Origin of the sequence: Microbispora hainanensis (assembly GCF_006874475.1) — a bacterium.
GTDB classification, from domain to species: Bacteria; Actinomycetota; Actinomycetes; order Streptosporangiales; family Streptosporangiaceae; genus Microbispora; species Microbispora hainanensis.
In genome coordinates, this window is sequence record NZ_VIRM01000226.1 from 1 (window position 1) to 302 (window position 302).

1 protein-coding gene is annotated in these 302 nt (G+C 69.2%); it reads left to right on the forward strand.

Features of this window, described 5'->3' with window-relative positions:
• Positions 1 to 302, forward strand: a 302-nt coding sequence (locus FLX08_RS40225; RefSeq protein WP_208762003.1) for a transposase, incomplete at both ends; no start/stop codon positions are given.

Sequence of the window (302 nt, forward strand, 5' to 3'; positions counted from 1 at the left end):
TGAGTTCGGGCCGCTGAACCTGATGCCGCGCAGGGGCAAGCGGTGGCGTCCGGCGGGGTCGCCGGCCCGGCTGCGGGCCACCTACAACCGCTACAACGGCGTCATGCACATGATCGCCGCGCTCGACCTGGCCACCGGCAAGCTCTACTACCGCATCCGCACCCGCAAACGCCGGCGTGAGGTGGTGTCCTTCCTCAAGACGCTACGGGCCCGCTGGCCGAGCGAGAAGCTGTATGTCATCGCCGACAACTTCTCGCCGCACAAGCACCCCCAGGTCCGCGCCTGGGCGGCCGACAACGACG